The 24,520-nt window shown below is 37.9% G+C and carries 12 protein-coding genes; 11 read left to right on the forward strand and 1 reads right to left on the reverse strand.

Annotated elements, in window-relative coordinates; translation table 11 throughout:
- The first annotated feature begins 25 nt into the window (after positions 1-25).
- The 5 genes from JEM65_RS04020 to JEM65_RS04040 all read left to right on the forward strand — a co-directional run bounded on the left by JEM65_RS04020 (position 26) and on the right by JEM65_RS04040 (position 8,906).
- Positions 26-3,142 (forward strand): glycoside hydrolase family 2 TIM barrel-domain containing protein, encoded by a 3,117-nt coding sequence (locus JEM65_RS04020; protein WP_199597304.1) that lies wholly within the window; start codon positions 26-28, stop codon positions 3,140-3,142.
- Between the two features lie 87 nt (positions 3,143-3,229).
- Entirely contained in the window at positions 3,230-4,483 is a 1,254-nt protein-coding gene (locus JEM65_RS04025) for a glycoside hydrolase family 27 protein (RefSeq protein ID WP_233530517.1), read from the forward strand.
- Positions 4,484-4,497: 14 nt separating this feature from the next.
- Entirely contained in the window at positions 4,498-6,975 is a 2,478-nt protein-coding gene (locus JEM65_RS04030) for a DUF4982 domain-containing protein (RefSeq protein ID WP_199597306.1), read from the forward strand.
- Positions 6,976-6,979: 4 nt separating this feature from the next.
- The gene (locus tag JEM65_RS04035) at positions 6,980-7,252 is read left to right on the forward strand and encodes a hypothetical protein (RefSeq protein ID WP_199597308.1); all 273 of its coding nucleotides are present in this window, start codon (positions 6,980-6,982) and stop codon (positions 7,250-7,252) included.
- Between the two features lie 88 nt (positions 7,253-7,340).
- Entirely contained in the window at positions 7,341-8,906 is a 1,566-nt protein-coding gene (locus tag JEM65_RS04040) for an arylsulfatase (protein ID WP_199597310.1), read from the forward strand.
- A gap of 17 nt (positions 8,907-8,923) precedes the next feature.
- On the opposite strand, the gene JEM65_RS04045 is transcribed toward JEM65_RS04040, so the two are convergent.
- Entirely contained in the window at positions 8,924-11,947 is a 3,024-nt protein-coding gene (locus JEM65_RS04045; protein ID WP_199597312.1) for a ligand-binding sensor domain-containing protein, read from the reverse strand.
- Between the two features lie 318 nt (positions 11,948-12,265).
- Here JEM65_RS04045 and JEM65_RS04050 point away from each other — a divergent pair, with 318 nt between their 5' ends.
- From JEM65_RS04050 to JEM65_RS04075, 6 genes are all read left to right on the forward strand, one after another.
- Positions 12,266-14,383: a BACON domain-containing protein gene (locus JEM65_RS04050; RefSeq protein WP_199597314.1), complete on the forward strand. Its 2,118-nt coding sequence runs from the start codon at positions 12,266-12,268 to the stop codon at positions 14,381-14,383.
- 62 nt (positions 14,384-14,445) lie between these two features.
- Positions 14,446-17,661 (forward strand): SusC/RagA family TonB-linked outer membrane protein, encoded by a 3,216-nt coding sequence (locus JEM65_RS04055; RefSeq protein WP_199597316.1) that lies wholly within the window; start codon positions 14,446-14,448, stop codon positions 17,659-17,661.
- Positions 17,662-17,855: 194 nt separating this feature from the next.
- Positions 17,856-19,766 (forward strand): RagB/SusD family nutrient uptake outer membrane protein, encoded by a 1,911-nt coding sequence (locus JEM65_RS04060; RefSeq protein WP_199597318.1) that lies wholly within the window; start codon positions 17,856-17,858, stop codon positions 19,764-19,766.
- A 17-nt stretch (positions 19,767-19,783) separates the two neighbouring features.
- Positions 19,784-21,355: a sulfatase family protein gene (locus tag JEM65_RS04065; protein ID WP_233530518.1), complete on the forward strand. Its 1,572-nt coding sequence runs from the start codon at positions 19,784-19,786 to the stop codon at positions 21,353-21,355.
- Between the two features lie 267 nt (positions 21,356-21,622).
- Positions 21,623-22,450 carry a glycoside hydrolase family 16 protein gene (locus JEM65_RS04070; RefSeq protein ID WP_199597322.1) on the forward strand — a complete coding sequence of 276 codons (828 nt, stop codon included), beginning with the start codon at positions 21,623-21,625 and terminating at the stop codon, positions 22,448-22,450.
- A gap of 277 nt (positions 22,451-22,727) precedes the next feature.
- Positions 22,728-24,380: a beta-N-acetylhexosaminidase gene (locus JEM65_RS04075; RefSeq protein WP_199597324.1), complete on the forward strand. Its 1,653-nt coding sequence runs from the start codon at positions 22,728-22,730 to the stop codon at positions 24,378-24,380.
- Positions 24,381-24,520: the final 140 nt, after the last annotated feature.

A 24,520-nucleotide genomic window follows, 5' to 3' on the forward strand; every position in this document is an offset into this window, starting at 1 on the left:
GAAAAGACATTAAATTAAATAAGCAATGAAACAAAGAAATCAACGTATCCTTACGGCGTTCCTAGCAGTGTTGGGAAGTTATGTGGGCATCGGCCAAACCCTGGACCCTGTTATTGAAAACCCTGATGTGATAGGCATCAATAAATTAGATGCACGTGCCACGTTTTTCCCGTATAGTTCTTTAGAATTAGCGAAGGAAAACGACCTTTCAAAAGCAGAGAATTACATGCTTTTAAACGGTACTTGGCTATTTAATTACAGTGATACGCCAGAAACCAGACCAGCCGATTTCTATAAAGAAGATTTCGATACCTCAAACTGGAACACGATAAAAGTACCTTCTAATTGGGAAGTTGAAGGTTTTGGAGTGCCAATATATGTGAACGCGACGTACCCATTCCAAAAGGGGCATTTAAATCCGCCAGACATTCCAGACGGCGATAATCCGGTGGGGTCTTATAAAAGAACTTTTAATGTGCCGAACAATTGGGATGGTAAGGATTTATTCATTCATTTTGGAGCTGTAAAATCGGCATTCTATATCTGGATTAACGGTAAAAAAGTGGGCTATAGTCAAGGCTCTAAATTGCCGGCAGAATTTAATGTGACCGATTTTGTAAAACCAGGAACCAACAGTATTGCTTTAGAAGTGTACCGTTGGAGTGATGGTAGTTACTTAGAATGTCAGGATTTTTGGAGAATTTCCGGGATTGAGCGTGATGTATACTTATATGCACGGCCAAAGATTCAGTTGGTAGATTATTTTGCCAAAGCAGGATTGGAAAACAATTATACCGATGGTGTTTTTGATTTAGCGTTCGATGTAAAAAGTATCGATTCTAAAAAGCAAAAAGGAAGTGTTTCGGTAGAAATCACCAGAAATAACCAATCAATTTATAGCGCATCAACCGGGTATGAATTGACGCCTAATACAGCGCAAACTTTCAGTTTCAAAAAAGTGATTCCGCAAGTAAAAACATGGTCAGCTGAAATTCCAAATTTATACCAATTAAACATCGTCATTAAAGACAGAAAAGGGAATGTCATCGAAGCTATTTCTCGAAAATTAGGCTTTAGAACATCTGAAGTAAAAGATGGTCAATATTTGGTGAATGGAAAACCAATTTTATTCAAAGGCGTCAACCGTCATGAGCACGATCCTAATACAGGCCACGTCATTTCTCGTGAAGACATGCTAAGGGATGTTCAAATCTTTAAAGAATACAACATCAATGCGGTTAGAACGGCACATTACCCTAACGATCCTTATTTTTATGAATTATGTGATGAATACGGTATTTATGTAGTTGATGAAGCCAATATAGAGTCTCACGGCATGGGGTATGCTTTGGACAGAACCTTAGCGAACAATCCTGCCTGGTTAAAAGCACATCTGCAACGTGTAGAGCGTATGGTGCAACGTGATAAAAATCATCCGTCCATTGTTATTTGGTCTTTAGGTAACGAAGCAGGAAATGGCTATAATTTTTATGAATCGTATTTGTTGGCCAAAAAACTGGATACTACCAGACCAACGCAATATGAACGTGCGGTACATGAATGGAATACTGATCTCTTTGTTCCTATGTATGATACTCCAGAACAGGTGGAAGCCTATGCCAAAGATCCAAGGAGAACAAAACCTTTAGTGCAGTGTGAATATGCCCACGCTATGGGGAATAGTATGGGTGGTTTTAAAGAATACTGGGACCTCTATGAAAAATACGACAAACTTCAAGGTGGTTTTATTTGGGATTATGTAGACCAAGGCCTAAAAATTGAAAAAAATGGTAGAGAAATTTATGCTTATGGAGGCGATTTTGGACCAGAAGGCACACCAAGTGATAACAACTTTTTAAACAACGGCTTGGTACAACCAGACAGAAAACCAAACCCGCATATCCATGAAGTTGCGCACATTCAACAAGATGTGAAATTTTATGAAAATGATCTTGCAAACGGGATGATTGATATTAAAAACTGGTATTTCTTTAGAGATTTGTCAAACTACAAATTGAATTGGGAAGTCATTGCCAACGGTGAAGTTGTTGACTCCGGAAAAATGGACGCTATAGACATTAATCCGCAAGCTAAAAAAGCGGTAAAAATTCCTTTTAAAGCGGCATTTAAAAAGGATGTAGAGTATTTCTTAAATGTTTCAGCAATACTTAAGACAGACGAAGCATTATTAAAAGCAGGACATATTGTGGCTTACGAGCAATTCCAGTTGCAAGAGGCAAACGTTCAAATTCCTGAAAAAGCAACGGCAGCTGTAAGTTCTAAAACGCAAGGTGATGTGATTACTGTTACTGGTGAAAATTTTACTGTCCTATTTGATCAAAAAGCAGGAACACTAACCGATTATAACTTTAAGAATAAAGGTCTTTTAAAGAAAGGCCCAGAAGTTAATTTTTGGAGAGCGCCAGTTGATAATGATTATGGTGCAGGGACGCAAAAAAGATACAAAGCATGGAAAGATGCTGGTACAAAAGGTAGCGTAACAACGTCCGTAAAACAACTTTCTAAAACGGAAGTAGAAATAAAATTCACAAGAGATTTATTTGACGGCGATGCCAAAATAATTGAAACTTACCTAGTAGATGGTAACGGTGCTGTAAAAGTAACTAACAGTTTAAAAGCAATTAAAGGCGAGCATCCCGATTTCTATAAATTCGGAAATAAATTAGTATTGCCAGAAGCGTATAAAAACATCACGTTTTATGGTAAAGGTCCTTTTGAAGCCTATGCTGATAGACAACATGCGGCTAAAGTAGGGTTGTATAAGCAAACAATTGAAGAACAATATTTCCCGTATATCCGTCCGCAAGAAACGGGGAATAAATTAGATGTTCGTTGGGTTGCATTGACTAAGGAAGATGGTTCCGGACTTAAATTTTTAAGTGAAAAACCACTGTCAGTATCTGCCCTTAATTTTGCCGAAGAAGATTTACATACCAATGATGAACGCGTGCAACATCATGCTGGCGAAATAGACCCGAGAAAAGAGGTTTTCGTAAATATTGACGGATTCCAACAAGGATTGGGAAGCATCAATAGCTGGGGTACACTGCCTTTAGAACCTTACAGGCTGCATTATAAAGACTATTCGTATTCTTATTGGATAGTGCCGATTGAAAAATAAAATCACAATTTTAATGTATACATAAAAACAATATCGATCTTTTTCAACGTGTGAAGGATCGATATTGTTTTTTTAATAAGAATTTATATGATGAGATTTTGCCTTTTTTTATCGCTTATTGTTTTAGCTTCTTGTAAACATCAAGAACGCGGATTACAATCGGTCAGCCTAAATACTACCATAACCCAAGACATTTCTAAGCCTAAAACACCTATTATGGGATGGTCCAGCTGGAACAATTTCCATGTGGATATCAACGAAGACGTTATTAAAGCGCAAGCTGATTTTATGGTGTCTTCAGGAATGGCTGATGCTGGTTATGCTTACGTCAATATAGATGATGGATTTTTTGGAGGTCGTGATCAGCAAGGCAATTTATTGGTCCACCCGGAACGCTTTCCAAACGGGATGAAAGTTATTTCAGAGTACATCCATTCTAAAGGCTTAAAAGCAGGGATATATTCTGATGCGGGGATCAATACTTGTGCATCGCATTGGGATAAGGATACCATTGGCGTTGGTTCCGGACTCATGGGCCACGATAGAAAAGATTTGAAGTTGATGTTAAACGATTGGAACTACGATTTTATAAAAGTCGATTGGTGTGGTGGCGATTGGTTAGGATTGGATGAAGAAACCCGATACACCCAAATTGCCAACATCATTAAAGAGATCAAACCAAATACGGTCTATAACATCTGTCGCTGGGAATTTCCAGGAGAATGGGCACTTCAAATTGCGGACTCGTGGCGTATTTCAGGAGATATATCCAATGAATTTAGTTCCATCTTACATATTATCGATTTAAATGCGGACCTCTGGAAATATGCATCGCCAGGCCATGTCAATGATATGGATATGCTACAAGTGGGACGTGGCATGAGTTATGAAGAAGATAAAACACATTTTACGATGTGGTCTATGATGGCTTCGCCGCTTTTAGCAGGTAATGACTTGCGATATATGACCCAAGAGACCATTGACATTCTTACCAATAAAGAAATAATTGCGCTTAATCAAGATCCATTGGTGTACCAAGCGCGTCGATTGATTGATAACGGCGACTTAGAAGTGTGGGCAAAACCATTAGTATCTACAATGAGCGGTAAAGTAGCGGTCACCTTATTAAATAGGTCTGATAAAACGGAAACCATGTCTTTTGACTTAAATACGGTCGGTTTAGACCATAATCAAGGGTATAGCTACCGCGATTTATGGGCGAAAAAAGATTATGAAAAGACTAAAAAGGAAGCATTGAGCTTTGAAGTGCCACCGCATGGCGTTGTGGTATTAACGCTTTCAGGAACATCAAAACCGTTCAATATTTTTCAAAATAAATAGACAGTTCAAGCCTTATGATACTTTCCAAAAGACACATTTATAACAACAGCACAGTTAGTAAACTATCTGTGATCTGTGTTCTATTTGGATTCCTATTCTCAGGTTCAACTTACAGTCAAGAAACGGAGAGAACGGTGTTGACTTTAGAAAAGAATTGGCGGTTTCATAGGGGTGATGTGGAGAACGCATTTTCCCAATCGTTTGACGATTCCAAATGGGAAACCGTTACCGTGCCTCACGATTGGGCAATAAAGGGCCCATTCGATAAAGAAATTGACAAGCAAACGGTGGCTATCGTTCAAAATGGAGAACAAGTGGCTACTGAAAAGACTGGCCGCACGGGAGCATTGCCTTATATTGGCGTCGGTTGGTATCGTAATAATTTTTCTATACCTAATTCTTCCGCAGACAAGAAAGTCCTTCTTCTTTTTGAAGGGGCTATGAGTGAGCCTGAAATTTTCCTCAATGGTAAAAAAGTGGGCAGTTGGAATTATGGCTACAGCTATTTTTATTTTGACGTCACCGATCATATCCGTGGCAACGGAAAAAATACTTTAGCGGTTAAATTAACCAATCGCGAATTGTCTTCACGTTGGTATCCCGGCGCTGGGCTCTACCGCAATGTTAGGGTAATTGTAAAAAATAAGGAAAGCATTGACCAATGGGGCACGTTTATTACTACGCCGGTAATCACGTCAGAATTGGCTAAGGTCAACGTCAAAACTAAAGCCTCTGGAAAAGATCTTAAAATGGTCACTAAAATCCAAGATGCTGAAGGTAAAACTGTGGCTTCAGATACGGCACATACTATATATGGCGATGAATTTGAGCAAAATATCGCTGTTGAAAATCCGAAGTTATGGAGTCCAGAAACACCTTATTTATACACTTCTGTGTCTCAATTATATGCTTATGGAATTTTAAAAGATGAAATCTCTACCCGATTTGGAATCCGCAGTATCAAATATGAGGCTGAAAAAGGGTTTAGTTTAAATGATTCCATCATCAAATTTAAAGGCGTTTGCTTACATCATGATTTAGGACCGATAGGCACGGCTGTTAATAAATCGGCACTGCGCAGGCAACTCACAATTTTAAAGGATATGGGGGTCAATGCCATCCGCAGTGCCCACAATATGCCCTCTTTGGAGCAACTCGAATTGTGTGATGAAATGGGCTTCATGTTTTTAGCCGAAAGTTTTGATGAATGGGCAAAACCTAAAGTAGAAAACGGCTATCACCTCTTTTTTGAAACCGATGCCGAGAAAGATATCGTAAACTTAGTACAAGCAACCAGAAACCATCCTAGCATTGTCATGTGGAGCTCAGGTAATGAAGTGCCGGACCAGTGGGGAAGTGATGGTGCTAAACGGGCCAAATGGCTTCAGGATATTTTCCATCGCGAAGACCCTACTCGACCAGTCACGGTAGGTATGGATCAGGTTGAAGCGACCATGGCTTCAGGTTTTGGTGCGGTATTGGATATTCCGGGCTTAAATTATCGGGTGCATTTGTATGAAGATGCCTATAAAGCTTTCCCACAAGGCCTTATTTTGGGTTCAGAAACCGCGTCTACAGTCAGCTCAAGAGGAATTTATAAATTTCCTGTTGTGGAAGCGAAAATGAAACAATATCCAGATTTTCAAAGTTCATCTTATGATTTGGAAGCCTGCAGCTGGTCCAATATTCCTGATTTAGATTTTGTCTTGCAGGATGATAAACCGTGGGTAATTGGTGAATTTGTATGGACCGGTTTTGATTATTTAGGAGAGCCAACGCCTTATGATACCGCATGGCCATCACGGAGTTCCTATTTTGGAATCAACGATCTGGCGGGTTTGCCAAAAGACCGATATTATTTATACCGCAGCCGTTGGAATACGAAAGACGAAACCTTGCACATGCTACCACACTGGAATTGGGAAGGACGTGAAGGCGAAATTACGCCCGTATTCGTTTACACCAATTATGATAGTGCTGAACTGTTTATGAACGGCAAAAGTATGGGCATTCAAAAGAAGAATATGAGTTCGCCAACCCACAGATACCGTCTGATGTGGATGGATGTCAAGTATGAACCGGGTACCATAAAAATAGTGGCCTTTGATGCAGATGGGAACCCCGTGGCAGAAAAGGAAACGCATACCGCAGGTAAACCTTACAAATTGGTATTGGAAGCGGACAGGACACAATTGGACGCTGACGGCAAAGATTTAGCTTTTATAACGGTATCAGTCGTGGACAAAAACGGAATTCCGTGCCCCATAGCAACCAACCAATTAAAATTTAAGGTGAAAGGCGCTGGTACTTATCGCGCAGCGGCTAATGGCGATGCGACGTCATTAGAAATGTTTCATCTGCCAACTATGAAATTATTTAGTGGTAAATTGGTGGTGTTGGTGCAATCGGATGAAAATGCTGGGGAGATAGAACTGACGGTTTCTGGGAAAGGTTTAAAAACTGGGAAAATAAACATTTCAACTAAAAACTGAAGTCATGAAGTTATTAACGGATAGAAATTTGACACTCATCAATTTTGGCATCGTTTTCTATTTCTTGATAATATATGGTTTGTATGTGTTTAAAATTGATTTTGTGATCATTGGCGTATTCCAAGAAATGCTGTCAATCCCTTTTTTAATAGCGCAAGTGGTATTTGTAGTGATTGGAATAAATTATGTGATAAAGCATAAAAAGAAACCACTAACCATCATCAGTTTGTTCGCGTTAATTGTTTGCTCAATATTGACGATTGGTAGTTTTTTTTAAGGAATATAAAAGAAAAGTATGATTTCAAAAGACACACAATGATGCAGAGTGCCTAAGAAGTCATTATCAAAAAAATAATAAACCCATTATGAAATTACTTAAAACTGTTATCACTCTTAGTAGTGTCATCTTAATGATAGGCTGTCAAACCAAAAAAACGACAAAACAATCGGAAACGCAAACCCATCAAAAACCAAATATCATCTACATTTTGGCGGACGATTTGGGTTATGGCGATTTAGGAGTTTACGGTCAGACTAAGATCGAAACGCCAAACATCGATGCGTTGGCAAAAGAAGGCATGATGTTTACCCAACATTATACCGCTGCTCCCGTTTGCGCTCCTGCACGTGCCTCGTTGTTGACAGGGTTACACGGTGGTCATGCCAGCATTAGAGGTAATGATGAATGGGAAGAACGTGGTGATGTTTGGAATTATCGCGCCATGCTAAAAGATTCTACTCTGGAAGGTCAGCGGCCAATGCCTGAAAACACGACCACCATTGCCCAATTTTTAAAAGAAGCCAACTATAAAACGGCCATAGTAGGAAAATGGGGATTGGGAGCACCACAAACCGAATCCATTCCAACAGAAATGGGCTTCGATTATTTTTTTGGATATAACTGTCAGCGTCAAGCGCACACCTATACACCAGTACATTTGTATGAAAACAAAAACCGATATCATTTAAGAAATGATACGATTGCACCACACTTCGGATTATTGAAAGAAGATGACCCTTTAGCAGCTGTATCCTATGAAAAATATACGCAACCAGACTATAGCCCTGATTTGATTTTTAATAAAATGATGGATTTTATAGAGGAGAACAAAAAAGAGCCATTTTTTATGTATTGGGCAAGTCCGATTCCTCATGTACCGTTACAAGCCCCTCAAAATTGGGTGGATCATTATGTTAAAAAGTTTGGTGATGAAGCTCCGTATTATTTTAAAAAAGAAGTGGGGAGTTATTTTCCAACACGTCATCCGCATGCCAGCTATGCGGCGATGATTTCATATTTAGATGAAAATGTAGGGAAGTTAGTAGCATATCTAAAAAAAGAAGGCTTGTATGACAACACCTTAATCGTATTTACTTCTGATAATGGCCCTGCAAGTGATGGTGGTGCTGATCCGGAATGGTTTAATAGTGGTGGTGCTTTGCAAGGACAAGCTGGTAGAGGCAAAGGCTATACTTATGAAGGCGGTATCAGAGTGCCACTGATTGCTACGTGGCCTGCTAAAATTAAAGCCGGAACAACAAGCCATCATATTTCTGCATTCTATGACATATTGCCAACATTCAACGAGATAGCCAACGTTCAAACCGACTACAATACAGACGGCATTAGCTTTTATAATGCGCTCACAAATTCTGGAAATCAACAAGAGCATGAGTACTTATTTTGGGAATTTGCTGGTTATAATGGGCAGGTTGCCGTAAGAATAGGCAAGTGGAAAATGATTTGGAAAAACATTAAAAAAGGGAATAAAGATGTCGAGCTTTATAATTTAGATCAGGATATCCGTGAGGAGCATAACATTATGGACCAACATCCTGAAATGCTTAAAAAATTTCATGATATCGTTAAGAAGGAACATGAAACCCCAGTAAACAAATCTTTTTTGATTGAAGGTCTGGAGGAATTGTAAAATTGTAATTTGAAAAGCTATACGTCTTCAATGACATTAATATCAGAAAGAAAGTCTTTTAGAGGCTGCCCTTCCTTTACGCCCAGTTTTTTTCTTAATCTGTGTCTTGCTACTTTAACGGAGCTTAAGGAAATCCCATATAATATAGCAATATGTTCCGAAGAAAAATTAAGTTTTATTAACGCACACAGTTGGATGTCACGTTCACTGAGCTTTGGGCAAAATGTCTTTAAATCATCAAAAAACGTAGGGTGCACTTGGTTAAATATAGCATAAAAGCTTTCCCAGTCCTTATCCAAAATGAAACTATCGTCGATAAGATTGATAAGATTTCTGAGATTTTGTTTGTCTATTTTTGCCAGCTTTATTTCCTGTTTTAGCTTTTCCCTAATATCATTTAACAAGTTGTTTTTATGGATTGTCCGCAACGTGTGGTTGGTGAGCTCGTTAATTTTGAATTTTAATTCATCTTTTAGCTTCTTTTGATTTAATTTTTGATTCTTTTTTTCAGCATCAAGGACAGCTATTTTCCCTTGATAAACTTCATCCTGTTGTTTTTTTACTTCATTTGTTTTAAGTTTTAGCTTATACTGTAGCTTTTCTTTTTGACTTTTTATCGAAGCAATGCGCCATTTATATATTACAATAAGTAGCGTTAGTAGGGTCAGGAAAATAATAGCCTTGGTCGATTTTTTTTGCCAAAGTGAAGGTGTGACCTTAATTTTTAATGATGCTATATATGGGCTCCATGCCCCTAAATCATTAGCTACTTTTATTTTTAAAGTATAGTCGCCGGGATTGAGCGACGAAAATGTTAAACTTTTGGTGTTTTCAATAGGTTGCCATGTGTCATTTAAGCCATCGAGCTTATACGCATATGTTAATTCGTCAGGTGCATAAAGGTATGATGATGAAAAATTGATAGCAAAGAGGACGGTGTTGTGACTGAGCTCAATAGGGGTGTTTATAACGGCCTTATTTAAGCTTAAATGATAATTAATAGAGTCTGAGCTTTCCTGGTTGTTTACAATGGAAGCAGAGGTGAAAAAGACTTTTGGTAAAGGAGAGTTGGGTTGAAGTTCTTTTGGATGGAAATAGGTCAAACCTTGGCTGCCTGCCATTAATATGGAACCCTTGCTATCTAGTTGTGCGGAGCCACCGTTAAAGGCTTGTACACCTTCGGTGGATGTCAAATTGATGACGCTCCCATCAGTATTTATTTTTGATAATCCTGTGTTGGTGCTAAGCCATATATTATGGTTTTTATCTTTTAATATACCTCTAATGATGGCGCCATCAATATTGTTTTTGGTTTTTAACTTCTGAAAAGTATTTCTTGTCCTAGAGTATATATTTACACGATCACCATAGGTCCCAATCAATAATGATAGATTTTCTGTTTCAGCTATGGATAAAATATGATTGCTGCTTAAGCTAACAGAGTCTTGAGGGTTGGAGTAATAACTTTGTTTATTGTATCCTGATGAGGTTATTTGGTATTGGTGTAAGCCATTTTCAGTGCCCACCCACATATCATCTTTCACATCCTTGTAAATAGCAGTTACGTTGTTGCCAGAAGAATTTTTTAAAGAAACTTGAATCTTGTCTATTAAGTTTAAGTTAACATCATAAATTTTTATACCATCACTTGAGCCTATCCATATATCTCCATTTTTTGCTTCTTCTATCGCATAGATTCTTTGAGAGTCATTATGCGGAAGATTGACTATAAAGCGTTTGTTTTTTATATCATAAATATTCAGTCCGCCACGTAAGGTGCCTATCCAAATTCTTTTTTGTTTATCTTCCATTAGCGACAATACAATGCTACCGCTAAAATCTGTCGGATCTTTTGGATTGTCAATAAAGCTAGTTAACTGTTGGGTATTGGGATTGTATTTTCTAAGACCGTCACGTCCAGCAGACAGCCAAATATTCTTGTCGCTATCTTCCAATATGGTTGAGCTTTGTCCGTCTTTGTAGTTAAAGCCCAATGCTTCGGCAGAAATACGTTTAATATCCAGATGGTTTTTAAAAATGGAAATACCACCATGAACGGTTGAAACTAGTATCGTTTTGTCTAAACCTTGGCTAATGGAGAGTATCGAATTATCGGAAATGGAGTAATCGTTATCAAAACCCTGTTTGAAAAAATGAAAGGTATTTGTTTTGTGTTGGAACAAGTTCAAACCACCACCGTCTGTGCCTATCCATAAATTGTTTTTCTGGTCCAGAAAAAGGCTTAACACAATATTACTATTGACGGTTTGGTTGTTGCGGTGATGATTTAGAAAATGTACTAAGCTGCCATTGTCAGGGTCTATATGAAATAATCCTTGGCCATTGGTGGCTACCCAAAGTTTGTTTGTATTATCAGCGAGGATATCATTTATTGCTACCTTTGTTAAGGCCCTAAATAATTCGACCGTTTTGCTCGATTTGGGACGGTATTTAAAAATATCACCTCGAGTATTACCTAACCATATCACGTGCTTGGTGTCTTCTACTAATGTGGAGTAGCTAGAAGAACTGTCATTGGTTATGATGTTTTGTGTTTTAACATCAATGTCGAAATTATCATTTATTTTGAAGCCCCCTAATGTAGAGCCATTTATAAACCAAAAAGTGTCATCTTCACGTGATTGGATCAGTTTCCATATATTTCCTTTTAGTAAATCATTGAAGTTTTTGTCGTCTGACGTTAATCCAATAAACCTGTTTTTATCAGCATTATAAACAAATATGCCTTTTGTCGTGGCTGCTAATATTGTCCCGGTTTTAGCTTGTATAAGTTTAGTGACTACACCGCCATTTTCTATCTCATAACTCTCGGTTTTTTCACCATTGTATTTATTAATTGCCAACTTATTTCCAGCCCATATTAATCCATTTGAATCTTGAATCACATCATTGATTCTATTGTCAGATAAACCTTGTTTTGATGTGATGTTTTGGAAACGTAAAACATACTCTTGTGCGTATACAAAACTAAAGTTTAAGCAAGATATCAGAAAGATTATAAAAAGCCTAATATTTTTCATGTGTAACCTATATTCCTCCAAATAATTTGAAATATTAGTTGGGATTTGTTTATTTGTAGGGGGTTAGAACTTATTTCATCAAATGACGTAACTTAAATGTATCACCAATGTAACCTATTTGTAATCCAAAAATATCACTCACTGTTAAACATAGTTCTAAATTCAACAAAGTTTAACAGTGTAAAAGTATGCATATTCTCGAAAACATCAAGTGCAAATCCATAGAACGTTACTATCTGATTACAGATGTTAAGATGGCACGAAGGCAGAAGATTTAAGCGTAACTAAAGTAACATAATAACTAAATAACTTAAATAAATGAAACAGCAACAATTCTTTAAGCTCATTTTTATTCTAGTAGCCGTATTTTCAGTATTACTGGCGTGCGATAATGATGATGATTCCAATGAGAAAAATAGAAGTCCCTATTTTGATATCTCAACTATTTACTTTTCTGAAACTGACATTCTTGGGATACAACAAGATTCAATGAAGGTTGAAATAAAAACCAATTCTTATTGGGAGGTAACTAAAGGAGAGAATTCTGAATGGTTATCCATAACTCCAAACAAAGGTACGGGAGACAATGTGGTACGTGTTCTTTCAAAACCGAATGCAGTAATCTCAGAAAGATCGTCCTGGGTCTATTTTACGGCGTATCAATTAAAGGATAGTATTAAAGTAACACAAAAAGGAAAGGATTTGGCTTTGTCACAATCAGAGTTTGATAATGTTGCAGCTGAAGAAAACAAGTTGCTCTTTAATGTGGAATCCAATAAAGATTGGAAAGCAGTAGTGGATGATTCATCAACTTGGCTAAGCTTAAATAACCTAGAAGGTGAGAAAGGTATGACAGCCATGGAATTGACTGTGTCTATTAATGAGGACATTGAGGTGCGTAAAGATTCTATTTTATTTATAACAAAAGATAATAATCCTGATTCAAGAGTATGGTTAAAAGTTACTCAAATCGGCTCTGTTATTCCTGACCCTTCTATTGTTATAGAGTCAGACGCAGCAAATGTAAGTGCTGAGACAGGTAAGTTTGATTTGAAATTCTTATCTAATATCGATTGGGAAATCAGTTCCGAAACCCCCGAAGTTACATTTTCAAGTTCTGAGGGAACCTCATCGGAGGTGAGTCAAACTGTAACTATAACTTATCCAGAAAACACCAACTCAGAAGCTAAAAGTATTGACCTTGTTCTTAAAGGTAAGGCTCCGAACGATGGGTTACAAAAAACATTTCAAATTACCCAAAGTGGCGTTGTGGCAGCAGGAATAATGGTGAAAGAGTCAACTATTGAAATTGATGGTAAAAATCAAGTGTTTACAATTGAGGTAACCTCTTCCAATGTAGGTTGGAAAGCAGTGTCAAAAGATTCAAGATTCGTGATCACAGAGAATGCATCAGGTGCAGCAACAAGTACGCCTGTCCTTATTTCAGTAAATACTTCTGATAACAAGACTTTAAATAGCCTTTCAGGAACTATTGAAATTCAAAAGGAAGATGATGCCAATGTAAAAACGGAAGTCTTCATTAAACAAGGTTTGCATCCTATGAATGATGAGACTTTAGTGTACAGCGATCCTGCTAAAACAGCGGCTCAATTGACTTTAGATAGAGGCGTAGCCCATCCTTCCCAAGAAAATTGGAAATTCTGGAATGCTCATGAATTCACGAGTAACTCAACTGGTTTTTGGAATTTTGACACCAAATTATCCATGACTCACGCTAAATTTAATGATGATATGAGAGTTATAGACAATGGGACCCTAAAACTTAAAACCCGAAAATTAGCGGCGCCAACCACTAATAAGTATGGTGATCCTGCAGAATATGAAACGGCGGCATTATACAGTAAACGACATGATCAAGGAGGGGTGAAATGGGTTAAGTTTACCACCAATATGAGGGTTGAAGTGCGTTACAAAAATTCAGGTAAACAAGGCTTTAATGAAGCTGTATGGTTTATGGGGCAAAGTAATTATGATGCACAAAAAATTCCATGGCCAACATGTGGTGAAATAGATTTAACAGAAGCACCATTTAAAAACGAAGCACATTTTGCTTTGCATACAGAAAATTTCTCTGCCAGTACTAATAATGCAGAAGCAGCTAGTGTTAAAATTGCAGATGAAACAAAATGGAATATCTATTGGGTAGAGATTTTAGAAGATAGGATTATAGGTGGTATTAATGGCCATCAATACTTCGAACATGTTAGAGGTGAAGGAGGTAACAATGATTGGCCTTGGGACAATCCTGCTGGAATGATGTTGATTATTACACCGGGTATTGGTGGATGGACTGGCGTCATGCCAAACATGAGTGCAGGAGAAGAAGCTGTTATGGAATTGGATTGGATTCGTGTTTATACCAACTCTAATTTCAATGAAAGTTCTCAGTTGGGCCATGATGGGAAATTCTATTAATAAAAACTTTATAAGAGAAGGAGAATCAGTTTTCCTTCTCTTATTTAAATAAAAATATAACAATGAATAGTATAAAATTATTATCATTAACCATATTCATTTGCCTTTGTTTTGGTATTCAGAGCTATGGTCAGAATCAAATAACCACTGTAAAAGGTGTTGTTACAGATGAACTGGGAATGCCATTGCCAGGGGCTACGGTTCTTTTAAAGGGGACATCCAAAGGAGCCGCTTGTGATTTTGACGGTTTTTATGAAATCAGTTTTCCTTCATCTTCTACCAATGTTTTAGAATATAGATATGTTTCTTATGAAATGACTTCCATTGCAATTAAAGGAACGGGAACGATCGTACAGGATGTCTCTCTAAAACCTTCTGAAAACCAATTGGATGAAGTTATTGTAGTTGGATTTGGAACAAAAAAGAAAGAGAACCTGACGGGAGCTGTGAGCCAAGTTGGCTCAGAAGTTCTTGAATCTCGTCCTATATTACGTGCTGATCAGGCCTTGCAGGGTGTTGTAGCGGGGTTGAACATTGGTACTGACTCTGGAGGTGAATTGGATGGCAACCTAAACATCAATATTCGTGGCGTAGGTACCATTGGCGAAGGATCGTCTGGTAGTCCATTGGTTCTCATCGATGGTATTGAAGGAAGCCTAAGTTCCGTAAACCCGAATGATATTGAAACTGTTTCGGTTTTAAAAGATGCTGCTGCTGCTTCTATTTATGGATCAAGAGCCCCCTTTGGTGTTATTTTGGTGACTACAAAAAGTGGTAAAAAAGGAAAAACAACCATTAATTATTCAAATAATTTCCGTTATGCGATACCAGTTAACATTCCTGATCGAATGAATTCCTTGGAATACGCTTACTTGTTGAATGATTTAAGCACCAATAGCGGCGGAAATGCGATATATAGTGAAGCTGCCGTTCAAAGAATAAAGGACTACCGCAGCTATAAATTGGCTTATGGTACTGAGCCCAATGCCACGGGAACAAACTGGTTATTGAACAGATCGGCCTATGGTGATACAGATTGGTACGGTATCCATTTAAAAAATATGAGTTTAGGTCAAGAGCACAATTTAAGTGTCAGCGGCGGTGGTGATAAGATTACGTATTATACCTCTGCAAATTACTTAGGTCAAGAAGGAATTTTTTCATTTTCAGATGAAACTTTTGATCGATTATCGTTTAATACAAAGATTGATGCGCAATTAAGCGACAAATTTGAATTGAGCATCAATACACGTTTCATGCGTAAAAATCACGACAGGCCTACGGCACAAGATGAACGTTTTTATCATAATTTATCCAGATCGGCACCTACGTCGCCACTTTATACACCATATGGTGATTATATGGAAAACTCAATGGTGCAACAATTGCAAGAAGGCGGTCGACTTTTGGAGCAAACCGATTATTTATATAATAAATTGAAATTGACCTATGAGCCTATTAAGGATTGGAAAATTTATGGCGAATTTAATTCAAGAATTGAAAATCATAACAATACAAAGCACATTGCGAGAATTTCAGTACTGCAGCCTAATATGAAAAGTGAATATATCCCAGTATTCTCTGGATATGTTCCAAAAATTGAAATAAAGGATTGGGGAATACAAGCAATAACCGCCCCAGGACAGAATTATTTTGAGGTACAATCTGGGCAGGTCAACTATACAGGAATGAATTTTTATTCCGATTACACTAAATCTTACGGAGACCATAACTTTAAAATCCTTGTAGGGGTTCAAAATGAATTATATAAATCTCATTTTTCTCGATTGGGAACCGATAATATTGATTCTGATGACCGCCCATTTATCTCACAAAACGGCGAGAAATTTGTGTATGAATCTAAAGGAGAGTGGAGTAATATAGGAGTGTTTAGTCGATTAAGCTATGATTATAAAGAGCGCTATTTATTAGAACTTAATTTCCGTGCCGATGGCGCATCTCGTTTCCCATCGGACCAGCGTTGGGGCTACTTTCCGTCAGTATCTGCCGGGTGGAACATTGCCAAAGAGGGGTTTTGGAAACGTATTTCCACTGATATAAACAGTTTAAAAGTCAGAGGTTCTTGGGGTGTTTTAGGGAACCAAAATACAAATAGCTTCTATCCATACTTTCAAAACATGAGTATTGGAAATGGTAACTGGGCGGTAGATGGTTCAGTGCCATCACAATTGCCTATGCCCGCACCTTTTAGTACGTCTATTACTTGGGAGAAAATTAGGAGTTTGAATTATGGTTTTGACATCTCGGTGTTTAAAAATCGTTTATCTGCTACAGCTGATATTTTTGAACGCAAAACGCTTGACATGATAGGCCCAGCACCGCTAAAACCGGGAAGTTTTGGGGCTACGGTACCAAGAACAAACAATGCCGAGTTGGTGTCAAAAGGTTGGGAGCTTGAATTAAGTTGGAGAGATCATATTAATAAGGATTTCTCCTATAATGCGGGTTTTGTATTAAGTGATGTAAAATCTACAGTAACCAAATATAGCAATCCTGAAAAAATACTGTTTGTAAATGGAAGGGACCAATTTTATGAAGGCAAAGTTCTTGGTGAAATTTGGGGCTACCAATCGGGAGGTATTGCGCAGTCTGATTTGGAGATGTCTGAATGGTTACAAAATAATCGTCCTAATTTCGGAACCAATTGGGAAGGTGGTGATATCAAATATCGAGATTTAAATGGCGATAAATTGATTGATGCAGGCGCTCAAAAATTGGGAGACAGTGGCGATATGACGGTTATAGGAAACAGTACACCGCGGTATTCGTTTGGTGTAAACCTTGGGTTTCGTTATAAACTAATAGATGTGAGTGCCTTTGTGCAAGGTATTGCAAAAAGAGATGCATTACTATCAGGTAGTGGGGTTTACCCAGGTATCAGTCAATGGCAAATGGCCCCTTATGCGGCACATCTGGATTATTTCCGTGCCTATGGCGCTGAACTTGGACCTAACCTCGATTCCTATTACCCTCGTCCTTATATAGGTGATAAGAACTATAAGCCTCAAACACACTTTTTACAGGATGCATCCTATTTTAGGTTAAAAAACCTTCAGATTGGGTTTAACCTGCCTGAGAGTGTTTTAGCTAACTTTGGTATTACAAACGCAAGAATCTATGTATCGGGTGAGAATCTATATACCTATACCAAATTAAGAATGTTTGACCCTGAGGGCATTCAGGATTTAATAAATGGAAGTGGAAAAACATATCCTATGTCGGCTACGTATTCAACAGGTCTTAGCGTCACATTTTAATCGGTATTAAATTTTGAAAGTTGAAACATCCATAACTAATTTGATAATCAATAAAGATGATTATCTAGATGTTAAATCTGACTATTGAAAACTATAAATATCAACACATGAAACATTCATAGCCAAGGCTTGATCGTTAAAAAATGATTATCTGAATGTAACATGTGACACTTGAAAAAAATAAAAATGAACACATGAAAACAAAATATTATTATATACTTCTTGCTATATTTAGTATGGCAATTGTAAGTTGTCAAGATTATTTGGAGCGTGAACCCCAGGATTTTCTTTCGGAAGAATCCTATTTTAATAAACCGTCAGATTTGGAGCTTTTCGTAAATAAGTTTTATGATAGTTTTGATGTCACTTCAGATGTTGGGGCAAGATCATTATATGCGAAAGATCGAAATAGTGATGATCTTATTGGCCCATGGGAAGAAGAAAATCTACTTAAAGGCTTCAAATTGGTGCCTTCCACAGCAGGAGGGGGCGTAGGTGATTGGCGTTTCAGAGATATTAGAGAATGTAATTATTTTATTGAAACGGTCGAGAGTAGAATAGAAACTGGTCTTCTAGACGAACAGAATCTTGATGTAAAGCATTATAGAGGAGAAAACTATTTTTTTAGAGCATGGTTCTATTTCAATAAACTACAGTCTTTTGGAGATTTTCCTATCATTACCACCGTGCTTTCTGATGATACGGAAACACTTATAGAGGCGAGCAAAAGACAGCCTCGCAATGAAGTCGCACGTTTTATATTGGAAGATTTGGACAAAGCTATTTCCATGCTTCAAGACAACCGATCAAAAAACAGGATCAATAAATCTACGGCCCAATTATTGGCATCACGAGTGGCTTTATTTGAGGGTACTTGGCTAAAATATCACCAAGGAACTGCAAGAGTGCCAGGTGGTCCAAACTGGCCGGGTGCTTATTTGCATCCCAGTTTCTCTTTTGAAGCAGGAAGCATCCAAGCTGAAAGTAATTTTTTCTTAGAAAAATCAATGAATTACGCACAACTAGTAGCCAGCAATTACAGTTTGTCACCAGATTACCGAGGCATGTTTATATCTCATAATTTGGCAGCTAATCCCGAAGTTCTTTTGTATAAAAGTTACGCCATTGGATCGGTTTTAGGTCACGGTGCGACCCACTATTTACAAAGAACAGGAGCTGGCATAGGACTCACAAGGTCTTTGGTAGAATCTTATTTAATGAAAAATGGTTTGCCTATTTACGCTGCTGGATCAAATTATCAAGGTGATGGATTACTGTCAGATGTTGTTATGGATAGGGATGAAAGATTGCAGTACTCTGTGCTGTCAGAAGGTGATATCCGAATAGCAAATCCTGATGGTTCCAAAGAGTTTTTTACTTATCCTGATTTGATTGGTGGCAACGGATGGCAAGGTGTTACTTCAGGATATCAACTTGAAAAATGGATGAGTACAGACCCAAAGGAAGCTGTCTCTTCAACAGCTGGCACTACTGAAAGTCCTATTTTTAGAGCAGCAGAAGCATATTTAAACTATATGGAAGCGTCTTATGAACGCAATGGAAGTTTGGACGGACAAGCTTTGGGTTATTGGAAAGAATTAAGAAATAGAGCACAGGTGGATGATGATGTGCAAAAAACAATCAGTAATACAGATTTGTCTAAAGAGCGTGATTTGGCGGTGTATTCCGCTGGGACACTGGTCGATCCTGCTTTATACAATATCCGTCGAGAAAGACGCAATGAGTTTGTTGCTGAGGGGATGAGACTTATGGATATGTACCGATGGAGGTCATTTGATACCATGGACGGTTATATTGTTGAAGGTTTTAACCTTTGGGATGATTATTATAAGAATTATGATGACGAATTGAATGAGGGCGATAATGTGTCTCTGTCCCCGTCAAATGGTGGTTCTAAATATGTACAACCTTTTAGAAAATCTACTTCCAACAGGGCCTATAATGGGTATACATTACCTAAAGCACACTACTTAAGTGCTGTGCCGTTGGATGAGTTTACATTAACAAACTCTGCCGGCGAAAATGGAGCGTTGTACCAAAATCCAGGGTGGTCTAAAACATCAGCAATTCCTGCTACAGAATAATTTTTAATATGTACATTATGAAATCTATAGTAATTGTCTTTTTAGTTGTGGTATGTGTGTCCTGTGCGAATAAAAAACTGGACATTGCAAAACCCAACATCATTTTTATCATGTCTGATGATCACGCTTACCAGGCCATCAGTGCTTATGATACAACCTTAATCCAAACGCCAAATATTGATCGGCTGGCCAATGAAGGGATGCTTTTTACTAATGCCAGTGTAACTAATTCCATCTGTGCACCATCAAGAGCGGTAATTCTTACAGGTAAGCACAGCCATATCAATGGAAAAATTGATAATCTGAGTCATTTTGATACGACAAATGTGACATTTCCACAAATCTTGCAAAAAGCAGGGTATCAAACCGCCATGTTTGGTAAACTTCATTTTGGTAACAACCCAAAAGGCTTTGATGAATTCAAAATATTACCAGGACAGGGCGAGTATTACAATCCGCGGTTTATCACCCAAAAAGGTGATACCATTATTGACGGTTATGTGACAGATATTACCACTGATTTGACTTTAGACTGGATGAAGAATCGCAGAGATCCAAACAAACCATTTATGTTGATGTATTTGCACAAAGCGCCACACCGTGCGTGGTTGCCAAGTGAAAAGTATTATAAAGAATTTACTAAAAAAACATTCCCACTACCAGAAACCTTGTTTGATGATTATAAAACCAGAGGTACGGCCGCAAAAACTGCTGAGATGGGCATTTTAAAGCACATGTCTTTAGTAAATGACACCAAATTAACGCCAGCAACTATGGCAAAACTAAATCTCACTGATTGGAATAATCTCGGTGAAAGCTTAGGCGGTATGACCGCAGAACAACGCGCCAAATGGGATGCTGTGTACGGACCCATCAATGAAAAGTTTATTGAAGAGTATCCTACGATGAATGATTCTACATTGACCATCTGGAAATACCAGCGTTACTTACAAGATTATTTAGGCACCATTGCCTCTGTAGATGATAACGTAGGGCGTGTTCTAGATTATTTAGATGATGAGAAGTTGGCGGATAATACCATCGTGATATACACTTCAGATCAGGGTTTTTATTTGGGGGAGCACGGCTGGTTTGACAAGCGTTTTATGTATGACGAATCATTTAAAACACCGTTATTGATAAAATGGCCAAATAAAATTAAAGCAGGAATTACCGAAGATGAAATGGTTCAAAACTTAGATTTTGCCCAAACATTTCTGGAAGTTGCTGGAGTTACAGCCCCAAAAGACATGCAGGGTGAGAGTTTAGTGCCGCTTTTGACCGGGAATAAAGAAAAATGGAAAAGAGATGCGGTGTATTACCATTATTACGAATATCCAGCTGAGCACGCCGTAAAAAGACATTACGGCATTGCCACAAAAGAATTTAAATTAATCCATTTTTATCATGATGTCAATGAATGGGAGCTTTACGACCGTAAAAAAGATCCTAAAGAAATTAACAACGTTATAAATAATCCAGCTTACGCTCAGGTGGTGAAGGATATGAAGCAAAAACTTCAAGAAACACGTAAAAAGTATAAGGATTCTGAGGAGCTGGATAGGAAGTATATTGAGAGTTATAATTAAGATGAGAGAATAGAGAATAGAGAATAGAGAGAAGAGAGGATAACAAATAGCGAAGTGTGAAGCACAGTGATATTGACGATTTTGTTGATGACATGATTTCAATCTTTAACTACCATCTTAAATTCTCCTCCTTGTAAAGGAGGAGTGGATTCTGCTTCAGAAAAGAAGCAGAAGACGAGGTGGTTTAGGTATGATTATAAGTAAGTTGAAAGGTGAAGACAGAATAGAGAAAAAAGAGAAGAGAATAGAGAATAAATTTTAGAGAGGATGAATACGAATTTTATGTTGAGTCGGTTGGGGATACTGTTACTTTTGTGCGGGGCGTTACAGTCGTGTTCGGTTAGTAAACCTATAAAAGAGAACAGTACTGAAGCGTATCAATTGGTGTTTGAAGATCAATTTAACGGGAGTGCTTACAGTACTAGATCTTGGAGCAGTTTTCCGGAAGGCGTAGGTACAGCACCATGGAATCGGTATGTAAAAGATGATGCAGATTTGGCTGAAGTAAAAGACGGAAATTTATATATGAAAGCTCGCTGGAACACAGATGCTGATCTTCCTGAAACTGGCGCCATTCAAACCAAAGATAAATACAGTTTTAAATACGGTAAGATAGAGGTCAGAGCAAAATTCAATAGCTCAGGTCAAGGTGGATGGCCAGCAATATGGTTAATGCCACAAAATGACATCTATCCGGGGTGGCCCAATGGTGGCGAAATCGACATCATGGAACGTCTCAATACCGATAGCTTTGTGCATCAAGTAGTCCATCAAACTAATGGCGAAGCCAAACATAACTCGACCGGTATAACTCAGGCTATTTCACCAGCAGAATATAATACTTATGGCATCATTAAAAAGCCAAACCGAATAGAGTTTTATGTGAATGATAAATTAACCATGGTTCATGAACCTACAGGCGATTTTGAAAAACGTTGGCCATTTGAAACCGATTATTACATCATTTTAAACCATGCTACAGCCGATAAAGGACAAGCAGGCGTTAACTATTGGCCGGGTCTTGTAAAATCAATCGTAGATTTTCCTTATGAAATGGCAATTGATTATGTGAAGGTCTGGGAGTTTGTGGACTAAGGGCATTTGTTTATTATTTTGATCTAAGAGAACAGAGAACAGAGAACAGAGAATAGAGAACAGAGAACAGAGAACAGAGAACAGAGAATAGAGAATAGAGAATAGAGAATAGAGAATAGAGAATAGAGAATAGAGAATAGAGGACTTTAGTCTTTCTCAATAGGTATGTAGTTTAACTCTGAATAATTAGCATTTGTAAGATCTTAATAAGTAAGAGTTAGTGTCAAGATAATTGATTAAAAAATTAAATAGTATTAATCCGAATTTCTATATATCCATGAAAAAAACCTGCATTCTTCTAATCGTTTTCATTTGTAGCATAGCCGCTTATGCCCAAGTGATTCCAGCTCCAGAAAGTTTGAAATTCAATAAGGGGCACTTTGTTTTAGATACTTCAACAGGAATTACATTGGATGGTTTAGAGCCTTCTGAAAGCACCAAATTGACCAATTATCTCATTGATAAAGTAGAAACTGAAACAGGTGTTCGTATCTCATCTAAAAAAGGGAATAGCAAAAACATTCTGTTTGAAGTGCTACGCTATCCTAGCAAAAATTTAGGTGAAGAAGGTTATATCTTGAATATTACAACAAATGAAATTCATATTGCAGCCAATTCAAATGCAGGATTATTCTATGGCGTGCAATCGCTTTTACAATATATAATCGCCAACAATATCCAAACCCCAATTCAGCTGCCTAATTTGAGTATTAGCGACAAACCTAATGTGGCATGGCGCGGAATGGTGATGGACGTTAGTAGACATTTTTTTAATGTTACAGCGATTAAGGAAGTGTTGGATTTAATGGCATTTTATAAATTAAATGTATTCCACTGGCATTTGGCCGACAATGAAGGCTGGCGCTTGGAAATAAAAAAGTATCCAAAACTTACCGAGGTTGGTGCGTGGCGCACTGAAATTCCAGGAAGTGTCATGTACAAACAGGATTCTACCTATGCTAAGAAATTAGACGGGAAACCGTATCAGTACGGCGGTTTTTATACCCAAGAACAAGTCAAAGACATTGTGGACTATGCTAAAGACAGAAACATTACTGTGGTTCCCGAAATTGATGTGCCAGGACATTCTGGTGCCGCTTTAACCGCATATCCTGAATTCTCTTGTGAAAAACACCAGCAAGAATCGCCAAATTCCACCTTATGGAATGGCGTTGTTAATCCGTTAAACGTCAATCTGAATTATTGCGCAGGGCAGGAATCTACATTTGAATTTTTAGAAGATGTATTCACAGAAGTCATGGCCTTGTTCCCTTCAAAATATATTCATGTTGGTGGGGATGAGGTTGATAAATCCTATTGGGAAAAATGTGATGCTTGTCAAAAAAGAAAGGCTGATGAAGGCTTAAAGGACGAAAATGAATTGCAAAGCTATTTCTTAAAACGGATTGCAAAATTCTTAGAAGATAACGATCGTAAACTTATTGGATGGGATGAAATTCTTGAAGGTGGCGCACCGGTAAATGCGACAGTCATGTCGTGGCGGGGAGAGAAAGGTGGTATTGAAGCGGCTAAATTAAAGCAAGATGTTATTATGACGCCAAATGATCCGTTATATTTCAATAGACATCAAGTTGATTCAGATGATGAACCTTACGCTCCTGCCTACAGCATCAATACTTTGGAGCGGGTTTATAATTATAATTTGATCCCTGAAGAACTTTCTAAAGAAGAAGCAAGGTATATTTTGGGTGGTCAGTTTGCCGTTTGGACCGAGTTTATTTCTTCCGTAGAGCATTTGGAATATACCTTATTACCGAGAATGCCTGCCTTTGCTGAAAACATGTGGTCTACTTCTAAAAATAAAGACTACAACAAATTTATTGAACGTTTAAATCTGATGCATTATGATTACTGGAAAGCGAATGGAATTCGTTTTCACCCAAAAGCGTATTTAAAATCGGTGTATTAGTGAGACCCGTATTTCAATCTCGGCCATCGGCAGAGCATTGAAATGCGATGGTCGAACTAACCCCGCATTTTTGGCGGGGTCTCAAGTTCAATATTTCGGCCTGGTACTTATCGAATGTCACGAGAATTTTTACTGATCAA

The organism is Gelidibacter salicanalis, from assembly GCF_016469035.1.
Classification (GTDB): domain Bacteria; phylum Bacteroidota; class Bacteroidia; order Flavobacteriales; family Flavobacteriaceae; genus Gelidibacter; species Gelidibacter salicanalis_A.